Raw genomic sequence first — 22,967 nt, forward strand, 5'->3', positions numbered from 1 at the left:
CTTCTAACTTACTACCACTTTGCAACAGAAGCATTAAAAATATCTTGTGTTATTCTTTCTATAATTTCATCCAAAGCCGCTTCTAGAACGCTTCCTGTTAGTTGAGAATTTGCATCAAAATCAGAATAAAAAGAAAACGTTTTTTCGAAATCGTCTTTTTCTTCTAGCTTGTTTTCAAAACGAACATTTACAGTAACTGTTAATCTATTTTGTGCAGCAGTTTGGTCTGATGTTCCACTCATTGGTGTTACTCTATAGCCTGTAATTTCTCCACTAAAATGTAAATCACCATTTTTGTTTGTAAGTGTTAAATTAGTTTGACGAGTAAACAAATCTTGTAATTCGTTAGTAAAACGTTGTGTTAAAGCAGGTTCTACTAAAGGTGCTTGATTTGGGAAAAAATCAATTTGAATAGTTTTTGCATCACCAGTATTTCCTCCAGTAAAAGAGTAAGCTCCACAACCAATTAAAGTTGTAATTATGATTAAGGATAAAATTATTTTTTTCATTTTAAAAATCATTTGCAATTGATAGGTTTAAAATATCTTGTGTAATTCTTTCATTGATTTGATTTATCAAATTATTTAGAAGGTCTCCAGAAAGTTGAGCATTTGCATCGAAATCAGAATAGAATGAAAATACTTTCTCAAAATTTTTATTACTATTGTTTTTATTCTCAAATCTAACATTAACTGAAATTGTTAGTCTATTTTGTGCTGCAGTTTGATTTGATATTCCACTTACAGGTCTAATTCTATAGTCTATAATTTCACCACTAAAATACAAATCTCCATTAGAGTTTGTTAATTGTAATTTGGTTTGTTCAATAAATAAATTTTGAAGACTCTCTGTGAATTTTTGACTTAGTTGTGGTTCTATCAAAGGTGCTTCGTTTCTAAAAAAATCTATTTGTAAGGTTTTAGCGTTACCGATATCAAAATTTTTGAATGTATATGTTTTACATCCTACTGAAATTAATAATGTTAAGGCTAAAAGTGTTTTTTTCATTGTTACTTACCAAGTTCTTTGCAAAAAAATTACAAATCGTATTGTTTTATTTTTCGGTATAAAGTTCTTTCAGAAATACCTAATTCTTTAGCTGCCAATTTACGTTTATTGTTGTTTTTTTCTAAAGATTTTTTAATCATCTCTATTTCTTTGTCTTGTAAAGATAAAGATTCGTCTTCTTCAATGGTCTCAATAAAATCATAATCTTTTTCTTTGGATGAATTCTGAGGTATGTTTAAAACTTCGATGTCGTTTTCTCGTAATTCTTTATCGCTGTAAATTTTTTCTAACAAATGATGATTTTCTTCTTGTACTTCTTCTACATTTCCGTTTTTCATCAAATCTAAGGTCAATTTCTTTAAATCGTTGATGTCATTACGCATATCAAACAAAATCTTATACATAATATCACGTTCAGTAGAAAAATCATTTTCTTTTTTACCGCCAACAATTGCAGGTAAATTGCCAGAATTATTTGGTAGGTATTGTTGCAGTTTTGATGCAGAAACTATTCTATCTTCTTCTATTACAGATATTTGTTCTGCTAAATTTTTTAATTGACGGATGTTACCAGGAAAACGATAATTTAATAAAATGTTTACTGCATTTTCATCTAATCTGATAGAAGGCATTCTGTATTTTTGGGCAAAATCTGAAGCAAATTTTCGAAACAATAAATGAATATCTTCATTACGATCTCTTAAAGCTGGCAAGCTAATTTCAACAGTGCTTAATCTGTAATATAAATCTTCTCTAAACTTTTCTTTTTGAATAGCAGATCGCATATTTACATTGGTTGCTGCTACAATTCTAACGTTAGTTTTTAGTACTTTAGAAGAGCCTACTTTTATAAATTCTCCATTTTCTAAAACACGCAACAAACGTACTTGTGTGGTTAAGGGTAATTCTCCAACTTCATCTAAAAAAATAGTTCCACCATCAGCAACTTCAAAATATCCTTTTCTATCTTGTGTAGCTCCTGTAAAAGCTCCTTTTTCGTGTCCAAATAACTCACTGTCTATGGTTCCTTCAGGAATTGCACCACAGTTAACCGCAATATATTTGGCATGTTTTCTGTGCGATAAAGAATGTATAATTTTAGGAATACTTTCTTTACCAACACCACTTTCTCCTGTTACTAAAACAGAAATATCAGTAGGCGCAACTCTAACTGCTTTTTCTAAAGCTCTGTTTAATTGAATATCGTTACCAATAATTCCAAAACGTTGTTTTAATGCTTGTAAGTTTTCCATAAATAAGCCCCTTTTAATTTCCTCAAAGAGGAAAAATTTGCACATCCTAACCTTCCGAAAGGGAAGTAATTCTGAACGTCTTTTTTATTCCTTTGTCTTGTATTTTTTTTAATTTTTAAAACTCCAACCTAAATACCCCAATTTTCCACAAAGATTGGAGTTCCTCCCTTTTGGGGAGGTTAGGAGGGGCTTATTTAGTTGTTATCAGAATACCCAACAGCAGTTCCTTTTAAGGTTGCTGAGGTACAATCTTCTACTTTTACATTTACAAAATCTCCTAATTTATAATGTTCTTTAGGAAAAACGATTACTGTATTTTGTGTGTTTCTTCCTTTCCATTCATTAGGATTTTTCTTAGAAGTACCTTCTATTAAAACTTCTTCTATTTTGCCTAAATGTTGTTGTGTTCTATATAATGAGTGTTTTTGTTGTAAATCGATAACTTCTGTTAAACGACGTTTTTTTACAGCTGCTGGTACATCATCATCCATTTTTTTGCCAGCTAAAGTTCCTGGTCTTTCAGAATACGCAAACATAAATCCGAAATCGTATTTTACATACTCCATTAAATCTAAAGTGTCTTTATGATCCTGTTCTGTTTCTCCACAAAAACCAACAATCATATCTTGTGATAAAGCCATTTCAGGAATAATTTTATAGATATTATCTATCAATTCCATATATTCTTCACGTGTATGTTGTCTGTTCATGGCTTTTAACATGGCATTACTTCCACTTTGTACAGGTAAATGAATGTACTTGCAAATGTTTTTGTGTTTGGCCATAGTGTGAATAACATCTAAACTCATATCTTGAGGGTTTGATGTAGAAAAACGGAAACGTGTTTTAGGAAATTTTGTAGCACACATATCTAAAAGCTGAGCAAAATCTACTGCTGTAGCTTGCGCCATTTCAGAAGCTTTATTAAAATCTTTCTTTAAACCACCTCCATACCAAAGAAAACTATCTACATTTTGACCTAAAAGCGTTATTTCTTTAAAGTTTTTATCAACCATAGATTGTATTTCTTCTAAAATACTTTTTGGGTCACGACTTCTTTCTCGTCCACGAGTAAAAGGCACTACGCAGAACGTACACATATTATCACAACCTCTAGTTATAGAAACAAAAGCGGAAACTCCGTTAGAATTTAAACGCACAGGAGAAATGTCTCCATAGGTTTCTTCTTTAGATAAAATTACATTTACAGCATCTCTACCTTCGTTAACTTCTTCTAATAAATTTGGGAGGTCTTTATACGCATCTGGCCCAACAACTAAATCAACAATTTTTTCTTCTTCTAAAAACTTTTCTTTTAAACGTTCAGCCATACAGCCCAAAACGCCTACTTTCATTGTTTTGTTCGATTGTTGTTTTACTCTATTATATTTCTGTAATCTTTTACGAACTGTGGTTTCTGCTTTTTCGCGAATTGAGCAAGTGTTTACCAAGACCAAATCTGCCTCTTCTAAAACCTGAGTGGTGTTATAACCTTGCTTGTCTAAGATAGCAGCTACAATTTCACTATCGTTCATATTCATTTGACAGCCATAGCTTTCTATGAATAATTTTTTAGAATTTTCATTTTTATTTTCAGTAACAAGCGCTTTGCCTTGTATTCTTTCGTCGATAATTTTTTCTACTTGTTCCATCTCTAAATTTATCATTTGAAGGTGGGCAAAGATACAACCAAATTTATATTTTAATGACAAATTGGCAGAAAAAATATTGTGCTAAATCTGTTAATTATTTATCGAAAAGTGATGAAAAAATTTTTTTTAACAAAAAACTGACTACTTTTGCAGTAAGAAAAGCTACGTTTTTAAAGCGTTTTAGTGATAAAAGAAAGATAAATGGCAAAGAATTTAGTAATAGTTGAGTCACCTGCAAAAGCAAAAACCATCGAAAAATTTCTTGGAAAAGAGTTTCAAGTAGAATCGAGTTATGGTCATATTGCAGATTTACCATCTAAAGAATTGGGTATTGATGTAGAAGGAGATTTTAGTCCTAAATATATTATATCAACAGATAAAAAACCAGTTGTTAAAAAGTTAAAAAATTTAGCAAAAAAAGCAGAAACTGTTTGGTTAGCAAGTGATGAAGATCGAGAGGGAGAAGCAATTGCTTGGCATTTAAAAGAACAATTAGATTTAAAAGATGAAAATACCAAACGTATTGTATTTCACGAAATTACTAAAAAAGCCATTTTAAAAGCTGTCGAAAATCCTAGAGATATAGATTATGATATGGTAAACGCACAGCAAGCACGTAGAGTTTTAGATCGTCTTGTGGGGTATGAGCTGTCTCCAGTTTTATGGCGTAAAGTAAAAGGAGGATTGTCTGCGGGTAGAGTACAATCTGTGGCTGTACGTTTAATTGTAGAAAGAGAAAGAAGTATTTTAGATTTTAAAGCAGAAACACATTATAAGGTAACTGCAGAATTTACAAACGAAGAAGGTAAAAAGTTTAAAGCTTCTATTCCTAAGAATTTTGATACTAAAAAAGCTGCAGAAGACTTTTTAAAATCTTGTGCAAATGCAGATTTTTCTATTGCAGATTTAACTAAAAAGCCAGCTAAAAAATCTCCAGCTGCGCCATTTACAACATCAACATTACAACAAGAAGCATCACGTAAATTAGGTTTTGCAGTTGGTAGAACCATGCAAGTTGCACAACGTTTGTACGAGGCAGGTTTAATTACTTATATGAGAACAGATAGTGTAAATTTATCTGTAGATGCAAGAGATGCTGCTGAAGAAGAGATTACCAATTATTATGGTGCAGAATATAGCAAACAACGTGTTTTTAAGTCGAAAGCAAAAGGTGCTCAAGAAGCTCACGAAGCTATTCGTCCTACAAACATGAAAATGCATGCTATAGATACTGAATACGATCAAAATAGATTGTACGATTTAATCTGGAAAAGAACTTTAGCGTCTCAAATGAGTGATGCTCAGTTAGAAAGAACCAACATAAAGATAGAGAATACCGAAAACAAAAAAATCTTTACTGCTAATGGAGAAATGATAAAGTTTGATGGTTTCTTAAAAGTGTATTTAGAAGGAACTGATAACGAAGAAGAAGAACAAGCAGGAATGTTACCAAACTTAAAAGTTGGTGAAAACTTAAATTACGCTTTTATTAATGCTACACAGCGTTTTACAAGTCCTCCTTATCGTTTTACAGAAGCGTCTTTGGTAAAGCAGTTAGAAGAATTAGGTATTGGTCGTCCATCTACATATGCACCAACAATTTCTACAGTTCAAAGAAGAGGTTATATCGAAAAAGGACAAAATGAAGGGGAAGAAAGAAATTATGAACAAATGATTTTGGTTGATGGAACTGTAAAAAGTCAGAAATTAACAGAAAAAACAGGTTCTAATAAAAATAAACTAGTGCCTACAGATATTGGTAATATTGTAAACGACTTTTTAGTGGCCAATTTTTCGAACATTTTAGATTTCGGATTTACTGCAAAAGTTGAAAATTCTTTTGATGATATTTCTGAAGGTGATGAAGATTGGATAGAAATGATAAAAAGTTTCTACGCAAAGTTTCACGACAATGTAGAAGATGTAAAAGAAAATGCAGAAAGAGAATCTGGTGAGCGCATTTTAGGAAAACATCCACAAAGTGGAAAAACAGTTTTAGTACGTTTGGGTAAATTTGGGCCAATTGCTCAAATTGGTGCTCCAGAAGATGAAGAAAAGCAATTTGCAAGCCTAAATAAAGATCAACATTTAGGAACAATTACATTAGAAGAAGCATTAGAATTGTTCTTGCTTCCAAAAACTTTAGGTACTTACGAAGGCGAAGAAGTAATTGTTTCTAATGGTAGATTTGGACCTTACATTCGTTTTGGAAAAATGTTTGTTTCTTTAGATAAAGGAGAAAACCCTATGGAAGTAGATTTGCCAAGGGCAGAAGAGTTAATAAGAGCTAAGCAAAAGGCAGATGCACCAATTTATCATTACGAAGATTTACCAGTACAAAAAGGTGTAGGACGTTTTGGGCCGTTTATAAAATGGAATGGAATGTTTATCAACGTAAATAAAAAGTACGATTTTGATAATCTTTCTGATGATGATATTGTTGAATTAATTGAAGTTAAAAAACAGAAAGAAATTGATAAAGTAATCCATAATTGGGAAGATGTTGGTATTCGTGTAGAAAAAGCTAGATGGGGGCGTTTCAATGTTTTAAAGGGTAAAATTAAAATTGAATTACCAAAAACTACAGAAATTGAAAAACTTTCTAAAGAAGAGGCTGTTAAAATGATTGAAGCAAAAACGCCTAAGAAAAAAGCGACAAAACGAAAAACAGCTAAAAAGAAATAAGATTTTTTATATCTTGCATATTCAATAAAAATTGATGAATAAAGAATTCTTGTCCCCTGTAAAAGATACGGCTTTAGCACACTTGGTGCTACACTCACCTTTTTGTTTGGGTAATAGAATTAAAATCTATACAGAACAAGAGGGGTTTCCTGATTTAGGTGATGTTAAACTAGCTATTTTTGGTGTAGAAGAAGACCGAAACTCTGAAAACAATTTTGGATGTGGAGATAATCTGCATTTTATCCGTAGAAAATTATACGAGTTATATCCTGGAAAATGGGATGCAGAAATTGCAGATTTAGGTAATATTTTAAAAGGAGAAGCTGTCTCTGATACTTATTTTGCGGTTTCAGAAATTATTACATCACTCTTAAAACAAAATATTATACCCATTATTATTGGTGGTGGTCAAGACCTAACTTACGTAAATTACAGAGCTTACGATTCTTTAGAGCAAACTGTAAATATTACTGCAGTAGATAGCCGTTTTGATTTAGGAAGTTTAGAAGACGAACTTACCTCACAATCTTATTTGAGCAAAATTATTATGCAAAAACCTAATAATTTGTTCAATTATAGTAATGTTGGATATCAAACCTATTTTAATTCGCAAGGAGAAATTGATTTGTTCGATTCTCTTTTTTTTGATACTTGCAGACTAGGTAAAGCCAAAGAATTAGAAAATATTGAACCTGCTTTTAGAAATGCAGATATTGTGTCTATAGATATTGGAGCTGTAAGGCAAAGCGAAGCACCAGCAAATAATAATGCATCTCCAAATGGTTTTTATGGCGAAGAAATTTGTGCCATAACAAGATATGCTGGCATTAGCGATAAAGTTACCTCATTTGGTATTTACGAGTATAATTCTAAATACGATAACAATCACCAAACAGCAAGTTTAATTGCTCAGATGATTTGGTATTTTATAGAAGGATATAATTTTAGAGTAAAAGATTATCCTTTTTCAGGGAAAGAAAACTATCAAAAATTCACTGTAATCTTAGAAGATGATGATCCTTTAATCTTTTATAAGAGCAATAAAACCGGAAGATGGTGGATAGAGATTAATATTTTGTCGGATAATAAATACAAAAGACATGCGTTAGTACCATGTACATACAGAGATTACACAGAAGCTACAAAGCAAATAATACCAGAAAGATGGTATAAGGCAATGCAGAAAATGATGTAATTTAAGAATATAATAAAAATCATAACGTTAAAATGTAATTTCAACATTGTATTTTAGCAAAAAAAATAATAGGTTTACGAACTTTTAGTAAAGACAAAAATAAAATATGAAGAAAGCAGCAATATTTGCACTTTTAATAACCGTTTTTTACAGTTGTGGTTCTAATGATAGAGGAGAATTAGTAGGTGTAAAGTCAAAGAAAAAGTGGTTTTCAGAAAAACCTTATGGAATGGCCTTAATTCCTGGAGGTTCTTTTACCATGGGTAAGCAAGATCAAGATATTTTAGGAACACTAAACACCCCTACAAAAACAGTTACAGTAAGGCCTTATTATATGGATGAAACTGAAATTACAAACAAAGAATACAAAGAGTTTGTTTTTTGGGTTAGAGATTCTATAGTTAGAACAAAATTAGCTGAACAAGCTGAATTTGCTTCTTTAGGAGCTACTCCAAACCCAAATGGTAATAACAGAACTTCTGGTATTCAGAGTTATGCCTATAAAGCTTCAGATACTACAAATTCTAATGCGTATCAAAAATATATGAATGAAAACTATTGGAGTTTTGATACGATTAAACCCTTAAATTGGGATGAAGAAATTGTATGGAATAAAGAAGATTATCCAGATGTAGATTATGTAGAAGTTATGGATTCTGTTTACATCAGTAAAGAAGAAGCTGTAGATGGAGTAAGAACATTTAATACCAAACTTTTAAATTATAAATATTCTTGGTTTGATAGAGATAATGCTGCTAGAAAAGGTGGTAGTAGAAAAGATTTTGTACAAACAGAAGTTTTAAACATCTATCCAGATACTACAGTATGGGTTAGAGATTTTAATTATTCTTATAATGACCCTATGCACCAAGATTATTTTTACCACCAATCTTATGGAGATTATCCTGTTGTGGGTGTTACTTGGGGGCAAGCAAATGCTTTTTGTAACTGGAGAACAAAAAAGAAAAACGATTATTTAAGAGAGAAAAAAGGTTCTACTTTAGTACCTGACTTTAGATTACCTACAGAAGCTGAATGGGAATATGCAGCAAGAGGTGGATTAGAATTTGCTACTTATCCTTGGGGGACAGGAAGCACAACTAGTGATAGAGGTTGTTTCTTGGCAAACTTTAAACCTGTAAGAGGTAATTACGCTGTAGATGGTGCTTTGTATACGGTTGAGGCTGATTCTTACAACGCAAATGATTATGGTTTGTACAATATGGCTGGTAATGTTTCTGAATGGACAAACACTGCTTATAATTTATCTTCATATTACATGGCATCAACGATGAATCCAAATGTGGAGGATAGAAAAAATAAGAGAAAAATTATTAGAGGTGGTTCTTGGAAAGATGTAGCCTATTATTTAGAAGTAGCTTCTAGAGATTATGAATATGCAGATACAGCTAGAAGTTATATAGGTTTTAGAACAGTACAAAACTACATTGGTACAACAAATAAGTAAAAAAAGTTAAAAAAAAGCAAGAAAAAGGATTAGTAATCAAATAACAAACACAAAAAAAAATGGCACAATCAAAAACAAAAAAAAAGTTATTTAATATTGCATACAACGTAGGAGCATCAATCGTAATTTTAGGAGCTTTATTTAAATTAAATCATATTAGTTATGGCCCTTTAAATGGAGCAACTGTATTAGCAGTTGGTTTATTGGCTGAAGCTATTATATTTCTTTTATCTGCTTTTGATACTCCAGAAGAAGATTTAGATTGGTCTAAAGTGTATCCTGAATTAGGAGAAGACGGATTGTCTACCAAAGACACATTACAAGAAGAAAAAGTTGGAGCAGAAGGTTTATTGTCTCAAAAATTGGATAATCTTTTAAAAGAAGCTAAAATAGACGCTTCTTTAATGTCTAGCTTAGGAAACAGTATGAAAAACTTCCAAAATGCTGCAGAAGGTTTATCTTCTGCATCAGAGTCTGTTGCATCTACAAATAAATATAACGAACAAGTTTCTTTAGCTGCAGTTCAAATGGAATCTTTAAATAGCCTATATAAGGTTCAAGTAGAAAATACATCTAAACAAGCATCTTTAAATACAGAAGTAGTAGAAAATACTCAAAAATTAAAAGAGCAAATGGATGCTTTAGCAAATAACTTATCTTCATTAAATGGAGTGTATGGTAATATGCTTTCTGCAATGTCTAGCAAATAATTAGCTGAATTAAATGTATAACTTTAAAAAAACTAATTAAGCTATGGCTGGAGGAAAAATGTCTGCAAGACAGAAGATGATAAACCTAATGTATCTTGTTTTTATTGCAATGTTAGCAATGCAAATGGATAGGGAAGTTTTATCAGCTTTTGGTTTTATGAATGAGAAACTTACCGAAAATAATATTTCTACAACAGAAAAGAACAATGAAGCTTATGCTAATTTAGCAACTAAAGCTTCTGAACAAGCTGCAAAGTTTGGAGAATTAAACAAACAAGCGAATCAAATAAAAAATTACTCTAATGAATTTTATGCTTATCTAGGTGACTTAAAAACCACAATCACTTCCGATTTAGAAGATAAAAAGGATTATGAAACTATGGATAAAACGGAAGCTTTAGACTTATATTTCTTTAAAGGTGATGGATATACTGCAGAAGGTCAAGAGTTCTTAGATAAAATTAATAATTACAGAACTAATGTAATTAATGTTTTAGGTGAAAACAGCAAATTTACACCTATTTTAACTGATAGATTTTCTACTGAACCTGTTAAAAACAGTAAAACTGGAATTAAAGAAGAATGGTTAAAGGCAAGATACGAAGGTTTTCCACTAGTTGCTTCTTTAACAAGCTTAACACAAATGCAAGCTGATATTAAAAACACAGAAGCAGATATAGTAAGTTCTTTATTAGGTGGTAAATTAGAAGAAGCGCTATCGTTAAATAATTATAAAGGAATTGTTGCTTTAGATAAAAATGCATATTTCGCAGGTGAAAAAGTAACAGGTAAAATTGTTTTAGGACGTTATGATGCTACTATGATTCCTGATAATGTAATTTTAAACGGAAAAGATTACGAAAACATCCAGTCTGGACAAGTAATTATAGACATGCCTGCAGGTAATGTGGGTAATCATGATATAAAGGGTAAGATTACTTTTACTCAAAATGGAGAACCAGTTGAAGTACCTTTTGAAAGCTCATATTCTGTAATACCAGAACCAAGTAATGCAGTAGTTTCTGCAGATAAAATGAATGTAGTTTATAGAGGTTTAAGTAACCCTATCTCTGTTTCATTACCTGGTGTTGGCGATAACAATTTAAATGTTTCTGCTTCAGGAGGATCATTATCTGGTAGTAGAGGTAAATATGTTTTAAAACCAGGAGGTGGTAAAATTGCAACAATTAATGTAAGTGCAAAATTAAGTAGTGGTAAAACTGTAAACTCTAAAGCAACTTTTAGAATTAAAGATATACCAGCTGCAATGGGTTCTGTTCGTGGTCAATATGGTACTGTAAGAATGCCAAAATCTGGTTTATCTAGAACACCAATATCTGCTGGCTTACCAGATTTTGAATTCGATTTAACAATAAAAGTACAAAGCTTTCAAATAAAAGTGCCAGGACAATTAACAATAACTGTTAACGGTACTACTTTAAGTGCGGCTGCTAAAAAAGCATTAGCAAAAGCTAAAAGAGGAGACCAAATTAATATTTTTGGTATTAAGGCAACTGCTAATGGTGTACCAATTAAAAAAGTATTGCCCGTAAATATAGAGCTTACTAATTAGTATAAAAGATTAAAATATGTATAAAAAAGTTTTCATATTATTTATAACCCTTTTAACTACGGGTTTGGTAAATGCACAAGCAAACATACTAAACGCTAAAACCGCAGAAGAAATTGGTGAAAAAAATGAACAACAATTACTTTCTGATAACGATGGTCCTATACCTTATGGCTATGTAGATGATAGAGATGTAATGTGGTCTAAAGTGGTTTGGGAATTTATAGATTTAAATCAAAAAATAAATTTACCTTATTATTTTCCAATAGACACCATGAACATTTCTCCAAACAGAAGATCTTTGTTCGATACCCTTTTAAAAGGGATTAGACAAGGCAGAATTAAAGATGTTTATACAGATTCTTTTTTTACATCAAAAATGACTCAAGAAGACGTAGAATCTCTTTTAGTAGACATGAGAGAAGTTGATGGATATACTGATGCATATAATTTAACTTCAGAAGATATTGGAGGATACATGATAAAAGGAATGTGGTATTTTGACAAACGTCAAGGAGAAATGAAATATCGATTATTAGCACTAGCGCCAATGGGTAAAGATGTAAAAACAATTGGTGTAGAAGGCATAGAAGAAGATCAATCTTTGTACGAGTTATTTTGGATATTTTTTCCATCAGCAAGAGAAGTTTTACACGATGCTAAAGTATTTAACCCAATGAATGCTTCACACCCAATTTCTTACGATCATTTATTAAACGCAAGAAGATTTAGTGGGGTAATTGTAAAAGAAGAAAATATTTATGGTAACAGATCTATTTCAGATTATGTTAGAGGTAACTCTTTATTTCAGCTTTTAGAAGCCGATAAAATAAAAGAAGATATCAGAAACAAAGAAATTGATATGTGGAACTATTAATGTTACTTAATTAAAAAATATCTAAAATCGTTTACGCAAGTAAGCGATTTTTTTTTGAAGCTATTTCCAGCTTTTCGCACTCGCTTCTCGATTAAAATCGAGAGAGCTCAAACAATTGCTACAATCTGGGCTAAACCAGTCTATAAACTTACAGAAAACTAGTAAAAGCAAGTAAAACTTATTTATTTTTGTATTGTGAAAGTAGATTATATAATTGTAGGTTTAGGGTTAGCTGGTTTAGCTTTTATAGAAGAATTATTAGCAGCCAACAAAACATTTTTAGTTTTTGAAGACGATTCTCAAACATCATCATTAGTAGCAGGTGGCGTGTATAATCCTGTTATTTTAAAACGATTTACGCCAGTTTGGAATGCCAAGCAACAGTTAGAAGTCGCTTTGCCTTTTTATAAAAGTTTAGAAACAAAATTCAACAGCAAATTTGATAAGAAATTTGAAACCAAAAAAGTATTTAAATCTATAGAAGATCAAAACAATTGGTTCGAAGCTGCAGACAAACCTTTATTGTCAGATTATATAGATCCAGAAATAGAATCAAAAAAAATTAAAGGAATAATAGCCGATTTTGGTTTTGGAAACGTTAAACAAACAGGAAGAGTAGACACCAAAAAATTGGTAGAAATCTATAGAGTTTATTTAAAATTTGCTCATAAAATACGTTTCGAAAAATTTGATCATCAACAAATAAACTTTGATGTAGATTCTGTTGAATACAAAAACATTACTACAAATAGAATTGTTTTTTGCGAGGGTTATGGAATGAAAGAAAATCCATTTTTTAATCAGTTGCCCTTAAATGAAGCAAAAGGAGAATTAATTACCATTTATGCACCTGAACTTAAAATCAATTTCTTATTAAAATCTACATTGTTTGTTTTTCCTTTAGGCGATAATCATTATAAAGTTGGTGCCACTTTTAACTGGAAAGATAAAACCTCTAAACCATCAAAAGCAGGTAGAGAAGAATTGATAGAAAAATTAAAGAAAGTAATTACTGTTCCTTATAAAATTATAGATCAAACAGCTGGTGTAAGACCCACAGTTAAAGATCGTAGACCTTTGGTTGGCGTACATCCTACATATTCTAACTTAGCAATTTTAAACGGCTTAGGAACAAGAGGTGTAATGATTGCACCTACTGTTGCCAAACAGCTATTTCATCATTTAGAAAAAGGAGAGGAGTTAGATCCAGTTACAGACATTCAAAGATTTGAGTAGTTGTAACCGGCAATTTATAACGTCTAAGATTATTCTTTTTCTTTATAATTCACAAACATATTAATCCAAAGAATTCGAGATAAACGCAAGTTTATTGGTGCCAAAACCACCAAAGCTACAATCACAGATAAAAAAGATTGCAATAGATCAAAATCTAAAAATAGTTTTGTAATTACAAAAACAGCAATAGAAATGGCAACTGTAATTCCGTAATTTACATACATAGCTCCATAAAAAAATGAAGGTTCCATCATATATTTTAAATTACAATTTGGGCAATTATCGTGTAATTTTGTAACTTTTGATGGATGAAAAGTAAAAGAATATTTAAAGAAATCTCCTTCATGACATTTAGGGCATTTACCATTTGCAATACTATATAATTTTGTGCCTTTTTTAAACATCATAACTTTAAATTTTATCTACTTTTGCAAAGGTAAATTTTTTACCAATCTAATTAAGTAACAATTATTACAATTCATGTTAAACGTTCATAATTTAACAGTTTCATTTATGGGAACTGATTTGTTTTCTGGCATAACTTTTAAATTAAATAAAGGAGATAGAATCGGTTTAATTGGTAAAAACGGAGCAGGAAAATCGACTTTATTAAAAGTGCTTTCTAAAGATATAGAAAGTAGTGGAGGCACAATGGCGTTTGATAAAGATGTACAAATTGGCTTTTTAAGACAAGATATAGATTTTGTAGAAGGTAGAACTATTTTAGAAGAAGCGTATCAAGCTTTCGAAGAAATTAAAAAAATTGAGTTAGAATTAGAAGATATTAATAATCAGTTAACAACTAGAACAGATTATGAAAGCGATTCTTACACGCAATTAATACAAGATTTAACAGACAAACAAGAACGTTACGAACTTTTAGGAGGATACAATTACCAAGGAGATACAGAAAAAATATTACAAGGTTTAGGTTTTCAAAGAGAAGATTTTAATAAACTTACAGATACATTTTCTGGTGGATGGAGAATGCGTATAGAATTGGCCAAATTGCTTTTACAGAATAATGATATTTTGTTGTTAGATGAGCCAACCAATCACTTAGATATTGAATCGATCATTTGGTTAGAGAACTTTTTAAAAGGATATTCTGGAGCTATTGTCTTGGTTTCGCACGATAAAATGTTTTTAGATAACGTAACCAACAGAACTATAGAAATTTCTTTAGGACAGATTTACGATTATAAAAAACCATACACTCAGTTTTTAGCATTACGAGCAGAAATTAAAGAAAAACAGTTACAAGCTCAGAAAAATCAAGAAAAAGAAATTAAGCAAAAACAACAACTGATTAATAAGTTTAAAGCTAAAGCCAGTAAAGCTTCTATGGCGCAATCTTTAATGAAACAGTTAGATAAAGTTGAGCTTATAGAAGTAGATCAAGATGATAATGCAGCAATGAATGTACGTTTTGCCATTTCTAAAGAGCCTGGAAAAATTATTATTGAGGCAGAAAAATTATCGAAAAGTTATGGAGATAAACATGTTTTAGAAGGTGTAGATTTATTAATAGAAAGAAATAGTAAAATTGCTTTTGTTGGTCAAAATGGACAAGGAAAATCAACTTTGGCTAAAATGATGGTTGGCGAAATTCCGTTTGAAGGGCATTTAAAACTCGGTCATAATGTAGAAGTTGGGTATTTTGCACAAAATCAATCAGAATATTTACCACCAGAAAAAACAGTGTTAGAAATTATGGAAGATGCTGCAACAGACTCTAACAGAATGCGAGTTAGAGACATGTTAGGTTCTTTCTTATTTGGTGGAGATGCAGTAGATAAAAAAGCCAAAGTGCTTTCTGGAGGTGAAAGAAACAGGTTAGCTTTATGTAAATTATTATTACAACCTTTCAATGTTTTAATAATGGATGAGCCAACAAACCACTTAGATATTGCCTCTAAAACTGTTTTAAAAGAAGCGTTGAATAATTTTAATGGTACTTTAATTGTGGTTTCTCACGACAGAGAATTTTTACAAGGATTAACAAGTACTGTTTACGGATTTAAAGACAAAGAAATTAAAGAATATTTAGGTGATATTGATTATTTCTTAGAGCAGCACAAAATGGAAAGTTTGCGTGAAGCTGAAAAGAAAACTGTAGTTAAAGTAGAAAAAGATACTTCTAAAAACGAAGCCTTTCAATTGTCTAGAGAGCAAGAAAAGGAGTTGAAAAAGCTAAATAATAAGCTTTCTAAAATAGAAACTGAAATTGCAGATTTAGAAACTGAAATTGAAAAACTTGACTTAGAATTGGCAAATAATTACGATGAAGTTTCTGCAAGACCTAATTTCTTTAAAAACTACAAAGCTAAAAAAGCCAAAGTAGATACTTTAATGGAAGATTGGGAAAAGGTAGAAGAGCAGATTTCTAAGTTTTCTTAATAATTGGTAAGTAAGTTCATCTTTGGAAATTAAAAAATGGATTTTGATAAACGTTATATTTCCGAAAACCAAAACATAAACCTTCCAATTCTGGAAGAAAAAAAGATTGAACTCTGTATTAAAAGAGAAGATCTAATTCATCCTTTTGTTTCTGGTAATAAATTTAGAAAATTAAAGTACAATCTACAACAAGCAAAACAGCAACAAAAAGAGACTTTACTTACTTTTGGTGGGGCATTTTCTAATCATATTGTGGCAACAGCTGTTGCAGGTCATTTGTCTAATTTTAAAACCATTGGTGTTATTCGAGGTGATGAATTAGGCGAAAATTTAGAAAAAACCTTAGCTTCAAATTCAACTTTAAAAGAGGCACACAAAAACGGAATGACCTTTGAATTTGTTTCTAGAGCTCATTATAGACATAAATCTGATGACGATTTTATACAGCAACTTAAAGAAAAATTTGGCGATTTTTATTTAATTCCTGAAGGAGGTACAAATGAATTTGCCATAAAAGGTTGCGAAGAAATTTTAACAGCAGATGATTCTAATTTCGATTATATTTGTTCTGCAGTTGGCACAGGTGGTACAATTTCTGGTTTAATTAATGCTTCTAAACAGCATCAACAGGTAATTGGTTTTCCTGCGTTAAAAGGAAATTTTTTAGCAAAAGATATCAATTCGTTTGTCAATAAAAAGAATTGGCATTTACAAACCAATTATCATTTTGGTGGTTATGCTAAATATAATGATGAGTTAATTCAATGCATCAACAATTTTAAACAGAAAACGAATATTTTATTAGATCCTATTTATACAGGTAAAATGGTTTTTGGTATCTTAGATTTGGTTCAAAAAAATTACTTTAAACCAGGAACAAAAATTTTAGCAATTCATACTGGAGGAATTCAAGGCATTGCAGGTTTTAATCAAAAATTAAAAAGAAAAGGACAACAAATAATACAATAGATATGAAATTTAGGATTTTACTTTTTTTAAGCTCAATTTTGTTTTTTGCCAGCTGTGGTTCTAAAAAAAAGGTGGTTAATAAAAAAAATCCTGGAGTTGTAATTGTAGAGCCTAAACCAATTGAGTTGCCTTCTGTAAACGAAAAGGAATTAACCAGAGAATTAAAAAAGAAAAATCCGTCTTTAGACAAATATACCCTTGCTTATATTAGAAAATATGCGCCAATTGCAGTAAAAGAAATGCACGAATATAAAATACCTGCAAGCATTACATTAGCACAAGGAATTTTAGAATCTTCAAGAGGTAGAAGCGAATTGGCTTTAAAATCGAACAATCATTTTGGTATAAAATGCCACACAGGTTGGACAGGCGAACGTGTATATCATGATGATGATGAAAAAGGAGAATGTTTTAGAAAATACGTTTATCCAGAAACTTCTTATAACGATCATTCTTTATTTTTAACCCAAAGAAGACGTTATGCTTTCTTGTTTGATTACAATATAAAAAACTATAAAAAATGGGCTTATGGCTTACGAAAAGCGGGTTATGCCACAGATAAAAAATATCCTGCCAAGTTGTTAAAGATTATAAAAGATTATAAATTATATGAATTTGATGATGTTAAAAAAGGCAAATACACCAAAGAAATTAAAAAACTAAACGAAGGTAAAACTTTTAAAAAACCGGTTGTAATTAAAAAAACAAAAGAGAATATGTATCAAGTTAGAAAAGGAGATACTTTGTATTCTATTAGTAGAAAATTTGGAATTACCGTAGATTTTTTAAAGAAAATAAACAGCTTAACAGACAATACCATTTCTATAGGTCAGCAATTATTGGTAAAATAAAAAAGCCTGTAAAATAGATTACAGGCCCTAAACAAATCTACCAACCACTAAACTACCAACTGTAGTTTTTCAACTTTGCTTGTCTTTTTATCGCTTTAATCATAACATTATTTAGAACATCTTTTTGAGTTCCTTCTTTTTGTTTTTTTGCGATAAAACTTCTCCTTTTTGCATCTAATTCTTTAATTTTTTCTTGAATTTCAGCTCTTTCTTTTGCTTTTTGTTTTACATAATTTTTTAGTTCTGCTTCAGATTTGTTTTGTAAATATTTTGGTAATTTATTCTTTTCTATAGTTTTATAATCTACTTTTCCTTTTTTATCAGCATCAATTAAATCCCAATTGGCATTTTCATACAATCGAGAACTTTTACTTACGGCTCTTTTTACAGCAACAACTTCATCCATTTCAATAGCATTTATATCTTGTTCTTTTTGATTTGAATATTTTGCATATCCAGCATTGCCAAAATAAACATAAGTAGCATTTAGTTTTTTGTTTAAAATGATAATATCATTATCATAAGGAGTAATAATATGCACTACTTTTTTATCTTGATTAATGGTTAAATAATCTCCACCACCTAAATCTGCACCATCTTTCCACATTACAGAAATTCCATTAGAATAATTGCCACAAAAAATAGTATTGATTACCACATCCTTTTCTTTAGCATCTGTAATTGCATTTTTATAATTAATTTTTCCTTGCGTAAAAGGTTCGTTACCAGCAATAAATAATAATTTTAAATCGTTTTTGTTGTTGCCCCAATCTAGTTCATTTAAAGAAGTTTGAATTACTTGTCCGCAAAACTCATTTCCACCATTTGTGGTCAGTGAAAATAGTTTTTCAGAAATTTCATCTAAATCGTTACTAAACTGTAAAACTTGTCTAATAAATCCTTCTCTAGAAGGTAAATTTGAGTTTCCATATTCATACAAAGCAATTTCTAAATCTGGTTTTTGCATTCCGTATTTGGCATAAGAAAGTTCGTTTACAATTTCCCAAAGTTGTGCTTTTGCTTGATTGATTAATCCGTCCATACTATTACTAGTATCTAATAACAACGCCACTTTTATGGTTTGTTTTTTTAGTTTTTCTTTTTCTGATGGATGATTAGCATAACCCAAAGTGGTTGCTAAAACAAATAGAATTGAGGTTACTTTTAACGCAAGAGATTTCATAATTAATGTTTTTAAAATTGATATTTTGATTAAAAGTTTGGTTTTTGTTGATCTTATTTTATTTCGAATTTTACATAAATAGATGAACTGATTTTTATTTTTTTGAATTCTACAGCTCCATTTTTTACGTTTCCTGTTTTGCTTAATGATGCATAACCACGAGTTTGTTTAATATAATTTGCATTTACAAAATTAGGTTGTATGCTGTTATTGATCTCATTTATAATAATGGGTTTTCCTGTTTGATTGCCTATTGCATTTAGTAAATAATCAGCTTTTTCTTTTGCAACTTTTATTGCTTTAATTCTATTTTTCTTCTTTAAGTCTATTAAATCTGAGTGTGTAGCTTTTATTATATTTACATCAGAAATTTTCATCTTTTTAAAGTTCTCAAAAAGTAATTTTAGTTTGTTTGCACCATTAACTTTTAAGGTGTAATTGGCAATTGAGAAAACCTCTTCTTTCCACCAACCGGTTTTTGCTAGCACTGCATTAACATCAGAAATAGAAAGATTTTTTTCGGGTATACCAATCTTCCTTAAAACCATTTTTAATTCATTTTCTAAATAGTCAATATTTAATTTTTTCCCATTTTCATTTCTTTCTTTTATGCAGATGTCTAAATAAATTTCATTGGGTATAATTTCAGTTTCAGCAACACCAGTTACTTCAATATATGGTTTTTGAACTTGTGCTTGTGCAAAAAATGTAATTGTAAAAAGGCAACAGATGAGCAGGTTAATTTTTTTCATTTTATAATGTTTTATTTGTTTAATGTTATCCAATATTAATGCCAACTTTTTTCTAAATAAAACCAGAATGAGTAAAGAGGTTCATTGAGTGAGTGAACAAGAATATAAATTGAGTAAACCCTGTTTTTGGATTGTTTTTATAGGCTATTACTCACTTTAGTGATTTTTTTGGATGCTAATTTGTGTATATGTTTACAAAGAATTTAAATCGATTTACTATGAAATATCAAATTACTATACCAAAACCTTGTCATGAAGATTGGAGCAAAATGACATCAACAGAAAAAGGAAAGTTTTGTAAAAGTTGTAGTAAAGAAGTTATTGATTTTACAAATTTATCAAACTCAGAAATTGCTAATAAAGTAAGAAAACACAAAAATCTTTGTGGTCGTTTTAAAAACAATCAATTGAATACAGAGTTAGCAGTTTTAAAGAAAAATAATGTATCGAAAGTTGCTGCTGGTTTGGCTTTAATTTCTGCAATTTCGGCTTCAGAACCTGTTTTTACGCAATCCAAAAAAGAAAATGTAGAAGGAGTAAGTATTAGATTGGGAAAAGTTTTTGTTGAGAATGATTCCATTCAGAAAGACATTATCATTACTGGTAAAGTGAAAGATTCTTTTGATGTTTTACCTGGAGTCAGTATTGCGTTAAAAGGATCCACTTTAGGTACAGAAACCGATTTTGATGGAAATTTTTCCATCAAAATACCAAATAAAAAGGCAAAGTCAACTATATTAGTTATCTCTTATTTGGGGTATAAAACACAAGAAATTGATATTTTATCAATCAAAAAACCGCTTATCATTGAAATGGAAGAAGCTAATGAACTTTTAGGAGAAGTTGTAACTGTAGGAATGGTTACTATAAAAAGACCAAATATTTTTAAAAGAATTGGAAACCTTTTTAGAAAAAAGGAAAACAGAAGATATTAAATGTTAAAAAAAACGTACATATTATTCACTTTTTTATTGTTCAGTTTTGCAACAATTTGCAGTCAAGAAAATATTATTACTCAAAAAGGAGTTGAGTTTTCTGTAAGAATTACAATTGTTGATGATAGTACTAACGAAAAAGTAAAAAATGCTGAAGTTTCTGTAAATGGTATTACCTACAGTTACCCAGATATAAGTGGCAGGTATATTGTAAAAGCTAAAGTTGGTGATGAACTTAGAGTATCTCACCCAGATTTTGAAACGATTTATTATAGATTAAAATCGAGTGAAGATATTAAGATTTTAGTTGAAAATGCTGGAAATAGTAGAAGTGGAAATTCAAAATATTTAAGTAAAACTAGAAGTCAAGATTTGTATTTGCAGCATTTAGATTCTGTGAAGTTTTACAAAGAAAAAGACATCGAAAAAAGTTTGTCTTTTATAGAAAAAGCCTTAGAAAATAAGCAAAATAAACAAAGAAATGCAGCTACATACAAACTGCTTGCAGATGTATATCTGTACTGGAAACAATACGATTTGGCTGTGTATAACTACAAATTATCGCATCAAATTAAAGAAGATTTAGCCACTAAATTGGCATTAGCAAATGCACAGTTTTTACAGAAAAAATATACAGATAGCCAACAATCATATCAAGAATTATTAAAAGAAAGATTAAGCAATTACGAAGAAATTCAGGTTTTCGAAGGTTTAGGTGATGTAAATTTTGCTCAAAAAAAATGGGATATAGCAAACGATAATTATCAAAAAGCGTTGCAAATTGCCAAAGAGAATTCAATATCGCCTAAAATTACAGATATAAGTTCTAAAATAGCAGATGTTTTGGCAGCACAAGGAAAAATTAATGAAGCTGAAAATCAATTTAAAAATTCTTTAAATTTTGCTAAAAAAGAAAATCCAGAAAGAGCTTTAGAAGAAGAAGAAAAAGTAGCAGATTTTTACAATTCTAATCAACGTTTTGATGAAGAAATAGCCATTCGTAAAAAGAGTTTACAGAAGGCAGAAAGTAATTCTGCGAGGATATTATTGAATGAAAAAGATTCAATTACCCCGCAAAAAATTAATTATAAAATTGGGAATGCTTACCTTTTAAAAGAAGATTACCAAAGTGCCATTCCGTTTTTAGAAAAGAGTATAAATGATGCAAAAGAGAAAAAAGATATTGTAGTTGCTAAAGATGCCACAAGAAAAATTTCTGAGGTTTTTGCCAATTTAGGTGATAACGAAAAAGCGCTTAAAAATTATAAAGAATATGTGGCTTTGGTAGATTCTTTGTATGTTAGAAAAGAACAAGAAATTCAAAGAGCCAAAAGGTTTTCTAAAAACATTGCAGACAATCAAAATAGAATTGCAAGCTTAGAAAAAGACAAAGAATTGGCACAAAGTAAAATCAGTTTAGCTTATATAGATCAAAAATTATCAGAAGAAAGCAATCGAAGACAACGATTAATTATTTACTCTTTAATTGGTGGTTTTTTGTTGATGAGTTTGCTAGCTTATTTTATGTTTAGAACAAACAAACAACAAAAATTAGCTAACAATTTATTGGCTTTAAAATCGATGCGATCGCAAATGAATCCGCATTTTATTTTTAACGCACTAAACTCTGTAAACAGTTTTATTGCTGTAAATGACGAACGAAATGCAAACCGTTATTTAAGTGAATTTTCGGTTTTAATGCGTTCGGTTTTAGAAAATTCTGATGAAGATTTTATTCCGTTAAACAAAGAAATTGAATTGCTAGAATTGTATGTAAAATTAGAACACAATCGTTTTAAAGACAAGTTCGATTATAACATTTCTGTTGATAAAACTATCGATTTAGAACAATTTTCAATTCCGCCAATGTTATTGCAACCGTATATAGAAAACGCAATTTGGCACGGATTACGTTATAAAAAAGAGAAAGGGAATTTAGAAATTTCTATTCAAAAAAAAGATGATGACACTGTTGTAATTTCTATTGTGGATGATGGAATTGGACGAAAAAAATCGCAAGAAATTAAGACTAAAAATCAGCTAAAACAAAAGTCTAAAGGAATGAGTACCATAAAAAATAGAATTGCCATTTTAAATGATATGTACAAAGAACGCATTGCTGTAAATGTTACTGATGCTTTAGCAAATGGAGAAGGAACAAAAGTTGAGTTGTTTTTAAAAAAGAAATAGTTATTTCACAGAGTTTCGCAGAGAAAACGCTGA

Annotated in this window: 19 protein-coding genes; 12 read left to right on the forward strand and 7 right to left on the reverse strand. The window is 30.2% G+C overall.

Annotated elements, in window-relative coordinates:
* Window positions 1–11 precede the first annotated feature (11 nt).
* The 4 genes from ACWYN7_RS01250 to miaB all read right to left on the reverse strand — a co-directional run bounded on the left by ACWYN7_RS01250 (window position 12) and on the right by miaB (window position 3,913).
* Entirely contained in the window at window positions 12–509 is a 498-nt protein-coding gene (locus ACWYN7_RS01250; RefSeq protein ID WP_462858029.1) for an LptE family protein, read from the reverse strand.
* A gap of 1 nt (window position 510) precedes the next feature.
* Window positions 511–1,008 (reverse strand): LptE family protein, encoded by a 498-nt coding sequence (locus ACWYN7_RS01255; protein ID WP_462858030.1) that lies wholly within the window; start codon window positions 1,006–1,008, stop codon window positions 511–513.
* A gap of 29 nt (window positions 1,009–1,037) precedes the next feature.
* Window positions 1,038–2,261, reverse strand: a complete 1,224-nt coding sequence (locus tag ACWYN7_RS01260; protein WP_462858031.1) for a sigma 54-interacting transcriptional regulator — start codon at window positions 2,259–2,261, stop codon at window positions 1,038–1,040.
* A 194-nt stretch (window positions 2,262–2,455) separates the two neighbouring features.
* Window positions 2,456–3,913, reverse strand: a complete 1,458-nt coding sequence (gene miaB / locus ACWYN7_RS01265) for a tRNA (N6-isopentenyl adenosine(37)-C2)-methylthiotransferase MiaB (protein WP_462858297.1) — start codon at window positions 3,911–3,913, stop codon at window positions 2,456–2,458.
* A gap of 201 nt (window positions 3,914–4,114) precedes the next feature.
* Between miaB and topA the strand changes: the two genes are divergently transcribed.
* The 7 genes from topA (at window position 4,115) to ACWYN7_RS01300 (ending at window position 13,654) form a co-directional block, all read left to right on the forward strand.
* A complete protein-coding gene (gene topA, locus ACWYN7_RS01270; protein ID WP_462858032.1) occupies window positions 4,115–6,598 on the forward strand; it encodes a type I DNA topoisomerase in 2,484 nt (827 codons plus the stop codon).
* 34 nt (window positions 6,599–6,632) lie between these two features.
* Complete coding sequence (locus tag ACWYN7_RS01275; protein WP_462858033.1) at window positions 6,633–7,793, forward strand: formimidoylglutamase; 1,161 nt, start codon at window positions 6,633–6,635, stop codon at window positions 7,791–7,793.
* A 106-nt stretch (window positions 7,794–7,899) separates the two neighbouring features.
* On the forward strand, window positions 7,900–9,261 hold the full coding sequence (gene porK, locus ACWYN7_RS01280) for a T9SS ring complex lipoprotein PorK/GldK (protein ID WP_462858034.1): 1,362 nt from the start codon (window positions 7,900–7,902) through the stop codon (window positions 9,259–9,261).
* A gap of 59 nt (window positions 9,262–9,320) precedes the next feature.
* Complete coding sequence (gene porL / locus ACWYN7_RS01285; RefSeq protein ID WP_462858035.1) at window positions 9,321–9,971, forward strand: type IX secretion system motor protein PorL/GldL; 651 nt, start codon at window positions 9,321–9,323, stop codon at window positions 9,969–9,971.
* 43 nt (window positions 9,972–10,014) lie between these two features.
* A complete protein-coding gene (porM, locus tag ACWYN7_RS01290) occupies window positions 10,015–11,544 on the forward strand; it encodes a type IX secretion system motor protein PorM/GldM (RefSeq protein ID WP_462858036.1) in 1,530 nt (509 codons plus the stop codon).
* 16 nt (window positions 11,545–11,560) lie between these two features.
* Window positions 11,561–12,418 (forward strand): type IX secretion system ring subunit PorN/GldN, encoded by an 858-nt coding sequence (porN, locus tag ACWYN7_RS01295; RefSeq protein ID WP_462858037.1) that lies wholly within the window; start codon window positions 11,561–11,563, stop codon window positions 12,416–12,418.
* 195 nt (window positions 12,419–12,613) lie between these two features.
* Window positions 12,614–13,654, forward strand: coding sequence for an NAD(P)/FAD-dependent oxidoreductase (locus tag ACWYN7_RS01300; protein WP_462858038.1), 1,041 nt, complete (start codon window positions 12,614–12,616; stop codon window positions 13,652–13,654).
* A gap of 29 nt (window positions 13,655–13,683) precedes the next feature.
* Here the strand turns inward: ACWYN7_RS01300 and ACWYN7_RS01305 are convergent, their stop codons facing one another.
* Window positions 13,684–14,061, reverse strand: a complete 378-nt coding sequence (locus ACWYN7_RS01305; RefSeq protein WP_462858039.1) for a DUF983 domain-containing protein — start codon at window positions 14,059–14,061, stop codon at window positions 13,684–13,686.
* A 73-nt stretch (window positions 14,062–14,134) separates the two neighbouring features.
* Between ACWYN7_RS01305 and ACWYN7_RS01310 the strand changes: the two genes are divergently transcribed.
* The 3 genes from ACWYN7_RS01310 to ACWYN7_RS01320 are packed head-to-tail and all read left to right on the forward strand — an operon-like array spanning window position 14,135 to window position 17,874.
* Complete coding sequence (locus ACWYN7_RS01310) at window positions 14,135–16,054, forward strand: ABC-F family ATP-binding cassette domain-containing protein (RefSeq protein WP_462858040.1); 1,920 nt, start codon at window positions 14,135–14,137, stop codon at window positions 16,052–16,054.
* A 36-nt stretch (window positions 16,055–16,090) separates the two neighbouring features.
* The gene (locus ACWYN7_RS01315) at window positions 16,091–17,023 is read left to right on the forward strand and encodes a 1-aminocyclopropane-1-carboxylate deaminase/D-cysteine desulfhydrase (protein WP_462858041.1); all 933 of its coding nucleotides are present in this window, start codon (window positions 16,091–16,093) and stop codon (window positions 17,021–17,023) included.
* 2 nt (window positions 17,024–17,025) lie between these two features.
* Window positions 17,026–17,874: a glucosaminidase domain-containing protein gene (locus ACWYN7_RS01320; protein ID WP_462858042.1), complete on the forward strand. Its 849-nt coding sequence runs from the start codon at window positions 17,026–17,028 to the stop codon at window positions 17,872–17,874.
* A 52-nt stretch (window positions 17,875–17,926) separates the two neighbouring features.
* On the opposite strand, the gene ACWYN7_RS01325 is transcribed toward ACWYN7_RS01320, so the two are convergent.
* Window positions 17,927–19,057: a vWA domain-containing protein gene (locus ACWYN7_RS01325; protein ID WP_462858043.1), complete on the reverse strand. Its 1,131-nt coding sequence runs from the start codon at window positions 19,055–19,057 to the stop codon at window positions 17,927–17,929.
* A gap of 53 nt (window positions 19,058–19,110) precedes the next feature.
* On the reverse strand, window positions 19,111–19,809 hold the full coding sequence (locus ACWYN7_RS01330; RefSeq protein ID WP_462858044.1) for an SIMPL domain-containing protein: 699 nt from the start codon (window positions 19,807–19,809) through the stop codon (window positions 19,111–19,113).
* A gap of 218 nt (window positions 19,810–20,027) precedes the next feature.
* Here ACWYN7_RS01330 and ACWYN7_RS01335 point away from each other — a divergent pair, with 218 nt between their 5' ends.
* Complete coding sequence (locus ACWYN7_RS01335; RefSeq protein WP_462858045.1) at window positions 20,028–20,744, forward strand: carboxypeptidase-like regulatory domain-containing protein; 717 nt, start codon at window positions 20,028–20,030, stop codon at window positions 20,742–20,744.
* Complete coding sequence (locus tag ACWYN7_RS01340) at window positions 20,745–22,934, forward strand: tetratricopeptide repeat-containing sensor histidine kinase (RefSeq protein WP_462858046.1); 2,190 nt, start codon at window positions 20,745–20,747, stop codon at window positions 22,932–22,934. It abuts the gene before it with no gap.
* Window positions 22,935–22,967 lie beyond the last annotated feature (33 nt).

This window comes from Polaribacter sp. M10, from assembly GCF_054968445.1.

Bases quoted from the DNA above. Each gene is read 5' to 3' on its own strand.
- ACWYN7_RS01250 (WP_462858029.1), bottom strand. From the start codon at position 509: ATGAAAAAAATAATTTTATCCTTAATCATAATTACAACTTTAATTGGT.
- ACWYN7_RS01255 (WP_462858030.1), bottom strand. From the start codon at position 1,008: ATGAAAAAAACACTTTTAGCCTTAACATTATTAATTTCAGTAGGATGT.
- ACWYN7_RS01260 (WP_462858031.1), bottom strand. From the start codon at position 2,261: ATGGAAAACTTACAAGCATTAAAACAACGTTTTGGAATTATTGGTAAC.
- miaB (WP_462858297.1), bottom strand. From the start codon at position 3,913: ATGGAACAAGTAGAAAAAATTATCGACGAAAGAATACAAGGCAAAGCG.
- topA (WP_462858032.1), top strand. From the start codon at position 4,115: ATGGCAAAGAATTTAGTAATAGTTGAGTCACCTGCAAAAGCAAAAACC.
- ACWYN7_RS01275 (WP_462858033.1), top strand. From the start codon at position 6,633: ATGAATAAAGAATTCTTGTCCCCTGTAAAAGATACGGCTTTAGCACAC.
- porK (WP_462858034.1), top strand. From the start codon at position 7,900: ATGAAGAAAGCAGCAATATTTGCACTTTTAATAACCGTTTTTTACAGT.
- porL (WP_462858035.1), top strand. From the start codon at position 9,321: ATGGCACAATCAAAAACAAAAAAAAAGTTATTTAATATTGCATACAAC.
- porM (WP_462858036.1), top strand. From the start codon at position 10,015: ATGGCTGGAGGAAAAATGTCTGCAAGACAGAAGATGATAAACCTAATG.
- porN (WP_462858037.1), top strand. From the start codon at position 11,561: ATGTATAAAAAAGTTTTCATATTATTTATAACCCTTTTAACTACGGGT.
- ACWYN7_RS01305 (WP_462858039.1), bottom strand. From the start codon at position 14,061: ATGATGTTTAAAAAAGGCACAAAATTATATAGTATTGCAAATGGTAAA.
- ACWYN7_RS01310 (WP_462858040.1), top strand. From the start codon at position 14,135: ATGTTAAACGTTCATAATTTAACAGTTTCATTTATGGGAACTGATTTG.
- ACWYN7_RS01315 (WP_462858041.1), top strand. From the start codon at position 16,091: ATGGATTTTGATAAACGTTATATTTCCGAAAACCAAAACATAAACCTT.
- ACWYN7_RS01320 (WP_462858042.1), top strand. From the start codon at position 17,026: ATGAAATTTAGGATTTTACTTTTTTTAAGCTCAATTTTGTTTTTTGCC.
- ACWYN7_RS01325 (WP_462858043.1), bottom strand. From the start codon at position 19,057: ATGAAATCTCTTGCGTTAAAAGTAACCTCAATTCTATTTGTTTTAGCA.
- ACWYN7_RS01330 (WP_462858044.1), bottom strand. From the start codon at position 19,809: ATGAAAAAAATTAACCTGCTCATCTGTTGCCTTTTTACAATTACATTT.
- ACWYN7_RS01335 (WP_462858045.1), top strand. From the start codon at position 20,028: ATGAAATATCAAATTACTATACCAAAACCTTGTCATGAAGATTGGAGC.
- ACWYN7_RS01340 (WP_462858046.1), top strand. From the start codon at position 20,745: ATGTTAAAAAAAACGTACATATTATTCACTTTTTTATTGTTCAGTTTT.